At 39.3% G+C, this 4,453-nt stretch carries 6 protein-coding genes; 4 read left to right on the forward strand and 2 right to left on the reverse strand.

Translation table 11 applies throughout. From position 1 onward, the window contains the following. Positions 1-243 precede the first annotated feature (243 nt). The 4 genes from CDZ78_RS14455 to CDZ78_RS14470 all read left to right on the forward strand — a co-directional run bounded on the left by CDZ78_RS14455 (position 244) and on the right by CDZ78_RS14470 (position 2,521). Positions 244-543, forward strand: a complete 300-nt coding sequence (locus CDZ78_RS14455; protein WP_087870641.1) for a BrnT family toxin — start codon at positions 244-246, stop codon at positions 541-543. A gap of 434 nt (positions 544-977) precedes the next feature. Beyond that, positions 978-1,187: a hypothetical protein gene (locus CDZ78_RS14460; RefSeq protein ID WP_087870642.1), complete on the forward strand. Its 210-nt coding sequence runs from the start codon at positions 978-980 to the stop codon at positions 1,185-1,187. 24 nt (positions 1,188-1,211) lie between these two features. Next, the gene (locus CDZ78_RS14465) at positions 1,212-1,463 is read left to right on the forward strand and encodes a hypothetical protein (protein WP_087870643.1); all 252 of its coding nucleotides are present in this window, start codon (positions 1,212-1,214) and stop codon (positions 1,461-1,463) included. A gap of 200 nt (positions 1,464-1,663) precedes the next feature. Further along, positions 1,664-2,521 (forward strand): ZIP family metal transporter, encoded by an 858-nt coding sequence (locus CDZ78_RS14470; RefSeq protein WP_087870644.1) that lies wholly within the window; start codon positions 1,664-1,666, stop codon positions 2,519-2,521. Positions 2,522-2,815: 294 nt separating this feature from the next. On the opposite strand, the gene CDZ78_RS14475 is transcribed toward CDZ78_RS14470, so the two are convergent. Next, positions 2,816-3,640, reverse strand: coding sequence for a nucleoside phosphorylase-I family protein (locus CDZ78_RS14475; RefSeq protein ID WP_087870645.1), 825 nt, complete (start codon positions 3,638-3,640; stop codon positions 2,816-2,818). A gap of 3 nt (positions 3,641-3,643) precedes the next feature. Further along, positions 3,644-4,000, reverse strand: coding sequence for a SirB2 family protein (locus CDZ78_RS14480; RefSeq protein WP_087870646.1), 357 nt, complete (start codon positions 3,998-4,000; stop codon positions 3,644-3,646). Positions 4,001-4,453 lie beyond the last annotated feature (453 nt).

Below are 4,453 nucleotides of genomic sequence, written 5' to 3' on the forward strand. Positions count from 1 at the left end.
GCTGGGATGCCCAAAACAAGCTTTCGCAAAAATAGCGACTCCCCGCATTCAAGCTTGGCTGCTTCAGGAAGTTATTTCGTGCACATTCCTTAATGAGTACATAGCCTTTCCAAAGGTCAGTTTTATATCAAAGTTCAGTGTTTTGTCAGAGTTTATCGGACACCTGCCAACGGCCGCTGATTTTAACGTTAGCACTTTCAATCCAACTTGAAAATTATATAATTATGGTATATATTTTATACCATGCATAAATTTGAATTTGATGATAAAAAGAGTGCTTCAAATTTAAGTAAACACGATATTGATTTTGTGTCTGCTCAAGCACTTTGGAATGACCCTGATCTTGTTGAAGTTCAAGCCACACCTGATAATGAACCTCGATTTTATATCTGCCAGCGGAGACTGAATTTGGCGTTAGTGCGTCAAGCGAAGCTTGATGCATCTTGCAGGGTGCAAGTCCTTGTCGGGCAAGGGCTAATCACCCACTCGTATCGAGTGTTACGCCTATGGCGGAGTTTGGGATTAGCGAATACTTTTCAGTGACTGCGGTCACAACCAAGCGAACAAGATAGGTGAAGCGTACACAGAGAATCTTATAGGCCATAGGGGATGCGTGTCCTGAAGTGCTAGTATCGCTCCGAAAATAAAATAAAGTTCTGATTGACGAGGTTTGTAACGCAATCAAAGTCCAAGCAAAGCAACCGATCTGATGAGATTGTGGCGAATCAGCGGAGTTATCAAGCCGTGGCATGTAGGAGGAGATGGATCAGGAGCTCGAGAGATCCGCAGATGCTCCTATAAGGAGATAGGCAGGAAAGTTAAGCTTAAAAGCAAGACAGACCGAAGAAGGCACTGTGGAAGTCGGATCAGCTCATAGTAGTCTGAGGGCGGGAAAACCGTCTGCATGGCGAAGGGGCTGACAGTTATGTTTAGTGGTTAACAGAACATAGGCCGGACAAAGTAGGGCTGGAAACACTATGAAAACCGAATTATCCGCTATTGCATATAAAGCAGCAAGCCACCCCAAGCACAGGTTTCAGAATTTATATGGACAACTGGATTCTGATCTTCTGTATCAAAGCAGGGGTCAACTTAACAAGCAAGCGGCAGCAGGTATAGATGGGGTAAGCATTCCAAAATACCGAAGCGAGTCGTATACTACCTATAAAATAAGGCATACTGTCTAAGTTTCTTAGCTATTGTAGCTTTCAATGGAAACACTCATCATCCCGATAGAAAAGCCAGAAAAATTACGTGAAGTATCCAAAGCACATAAAAGAGCTATTGCTTTATCACTTATTAGATTATCAAAAAAATATGCTCAAAGGAATGAAGCAATGGCAAGAGCCTATTTATCAGGAGCCTATACTATGATTGGAATAGGCCTGCATTTTAAGGTTCACTATATGACAGTCAGTCGAGCAGTAAAAAAATTTGAAACTAAATATCGTAGGAAGGTTTGATCTACTCTCATAGAGTTACGTTTCCCTAAGCTTTACTAGATTTGTTAACGCTCAAGCGCGAGTCAGTAGTAACCCTGCATTCCATTGCGTGATAAACTTTAGAGCCTAAATGCCTGGGTTTTATTTATTATTTTTTCTAAAACCTTATTCTAAATATGGATGGATTATCAATTCATTTGTATTTCTGTAATCCTAAAAACATGAATTTACTATTTCTAATTGTTATTTTTACCGCTTTAGGCGGTGTATTAAGCGTTCTGGCAGCTTCTGTTTTCCTGTTATTACCTGATGATACCCGAGCTAAGATTTTGCCACATGGAGTAAGTTTTGCAACCGGTGCTTTATTAGCTGTCGCTTTTTGGGGCCTGATTCCGCATGCTTTTGAAGAAGTTGGAGTGACACAGACACAGATACAACCACTATCCGGTGCTATTATGCTGGGCCTATTAATGTTTTTTATATTAGAAAAACTATTAATCTGGCGCCATTGCCATTCAGGCAGCTGTGAAGTTCACGGGGATACGGATGAACATGGTCACGGCCATTCTCATGGCTCACATAAGTCAGCGGGTACGATGATTATTATTGGTGATAGTATTCATAACTTTGTTGATGGCGTACTGATTGCTGCTGCATTTTTAACTGATGTTAAGCTAGGCATTGTCACCAGTCTGGCAGTTGCTGCACATGAAATACCTCAAGAAGTGGGTGACTTTGCAATTTTACTACACAGTGGATACTCCAAAGCCAAAGCTTTGTTTTATAATGTTCTAGCAAGCTTAACCACTATTGTCGGTGGTGTTTTAGCCTACTATAGCCTGGGAGATTTACAAGATAGTTTGCCGTATTTTTTAGCGATGGCATCCTCTAGTTTTATTTATATCGCTGTTGCTGATTTGATTCCTACCTTACATAAAAAAACAGATATAAAAACATCACTGCAACAAATTGCTTTAATTTTTGCAGGGATATGCTTGATCGTTTCATTACACGGCGTTGCACATGATATTCAGCTGGATGGTGTAGAGAATGAGGCAACTCATCAACATAGCTCATGATCTCATCTGGAGGTAAAGCCACTAGTAGCAAGGCTTTAGATATGTAGAGTAAGCATGTGTTATTTCGCGGCTAAAGACCGCTCCTACAGATTGAAATATCACACGATACTTTTTATAAAAATTTTGAGCCCGGCTTAAGCTGATATAAGTAAATATACGTCACTCCTGTAGTCTTATAGCTGAAGCCTCTTCGTAATCAGCATCTTAAGCCAGGTTTCTGGCTGCCCACCTTCAAGTAACAAAACACTATATATTCAAAGACTTGTATTTTGTTACTTAGATGAAGAATGTTCTTCAAAAACCGCCAAAAGCTTGCTTATCAAGTTCTTCACGTAAATAGTTCAGCACTTCTTTTGCTGAGGACTGAGTCATTTCTTCTACATTCTGTGATTTATGGTTCGTTAAAATGCCTCTTTTATTTAACAAACTATTTAGCTGTAATTTTTCGCTATTAGTAAAATGCCACTTTAAAATCATCTCAGCATAACTATTAGTATCAGCAATAGAAGGCTGATTCAGGCTAGCTAATTGGCTCAGTTGTTTGCTATATTCTTCAATTATCGGCAGTGCATCACTGATCCAGCGGCTTACTTGCGCCGGTTTAATTTGCGAGCTAGGGTTATTTTTATTATCAGAAATAATTTTGATACATTGAATTAATTCACTAGAACTGAAGCGAATAGCAGTTTCGTAAAATGCCGATGCTTCCATTTCATAAAGAGAATCGGATGGGTACTCTGGCTGTGCCTGTCCAACAGTAATAAGCCTATGAGTTGGACAGGGAGGAGAGGTAATTAACTGAGGATAATAATTACGCCCGGTTTCCTGGTCGGTAATTTTTTCTATCACAAAGGCTGCGCCTAGTTCGTGAGAACAATGCCCCGCTATACCTATATTCAATAAAACGGGCAGGCGAACAGCAGGAAACAATGCCAAGGTATAGGCCGCGCCAGCGGCCATTGCCGACTTTCCAAGGCCTGTTACCGTTAATGTTATATCAGCACTACGATAAATTGTGAATGCAGTAACAGATAGCTCTTTTTTTAATTTGAAATGATTAATGAAAGGTTTGGCTTCACAAGGCAAAGCTGCAAACAAATAGCGATGCAATTCAGTCATGAATTAGATAAAACCATGTTTGGTAACCGCTACCATACCAATATACCCAAAACAGACTAAAGCCAGCACAAAAGCACCCCAGCGTTTTAGCCCAGTGCTACGCATCGCCATAACACCAAAACCTATATAAGCAATTAGCATCACTACTTTAGTTAGAATCCAGCCGTACTCACCTGCCATCCAGTTACCCTGAAAGACTAAAGTAATACCACTCAGTAATAAAATAGTGTCAATCACATGAGGCGCAATTTTCAATACCTTAGCACGTAAAATATCAGGTTTAAATTCTGCCAGCATGATGCGTGTAATAAAGCCTCCTACAGACAACAAAATAAATAGCATGTGTATAGATTTAATCATTATTTTCTCTCATAATTGTTGACTGCGCACATACATCAAATATGTGCGTAGTATAAATAAAAGGGTTATTTCATTTTAGAATATAACCAGTCAAAAGCATTTTTTAGCAGTGAAAATAGTTTAGGAAAAAACTCTAACCTTACTCTTCTACCAAGATAAGCCAAGCTATTTAAACTAAATCCAGTGATAACTTTTAGTGTCCGCTGGCAGCGAGAATCAGGGTCACAAAACCATGGATTATTGATAAACTGAAGTTTCCCAATAATTATTTATGGTAAAATTGAAACTATGCTACAACTATATGAAAAAAATAGTCTTTTCATTCGTTTCAAATGCTATTGCCTAAGGGGAATTAAGTAGGGGTTTGCTATAAACATGGCAAAACCACCTAAAATAAACCTCGATACACCAGCATTGTGTATTTCAGCTACTCAATAATTGGGAAACTTCAGT

The sequence above is a fragment of the Bathymodiolus platifrons methanotrophic gill symbiont genome (genome assembly GCF_002189065.1).
In the GTDB taxonomy this organism is placed as follows: Bacteria; Pseudomonadota; Gammaproteobacteria; order Methylococcales; family Methylomonadaceae; genus Methyloprofundus.

Coding starts and splice junctions, on each gene's coding strand:
- CDZ78_RS14470 (WP_087870644.1), top strand. CDS start 1,664: ATGAATTTACTATTTCTAATTGTTATTTTTACCGCTTTAGGCGGTGTA.
- CDZ78_RS14475 (WP_087870645.1), bottom strand. CDS start 3,640: ATGACTGAATTGCATCGCTATTTGTTTGCAGCTTTGCCTTGTGAAGCC.
- CDZ78_RS14465 (WP_087870643.1), top strand. CDS start 1,212: ATGGAAACACTCATCATCCCGATAGAAAAGCCAGAAAAATTACGTGAA.
- CDZ78_RS14460 (WP_087870642.1), top strand. CDS start 978: ATGAAAACCGAATTATCCGCTATTGCATATAAAGCAGCAAGCCACCCC.
- CDZ78_RS14480 (WP_087870646.1), bottom strand. CDS start 4,000: ATGATTAAATCTATACACATGCTATTTATTTTGTTGTCTGTAGGAGGC.
- CDZ78_RS14455 (WP_087870641.1), top strand. CDS start 244: ATGCATAAATTTGAATTTGATGATAAAAAGAGTGCTTCAAATTTAAGT.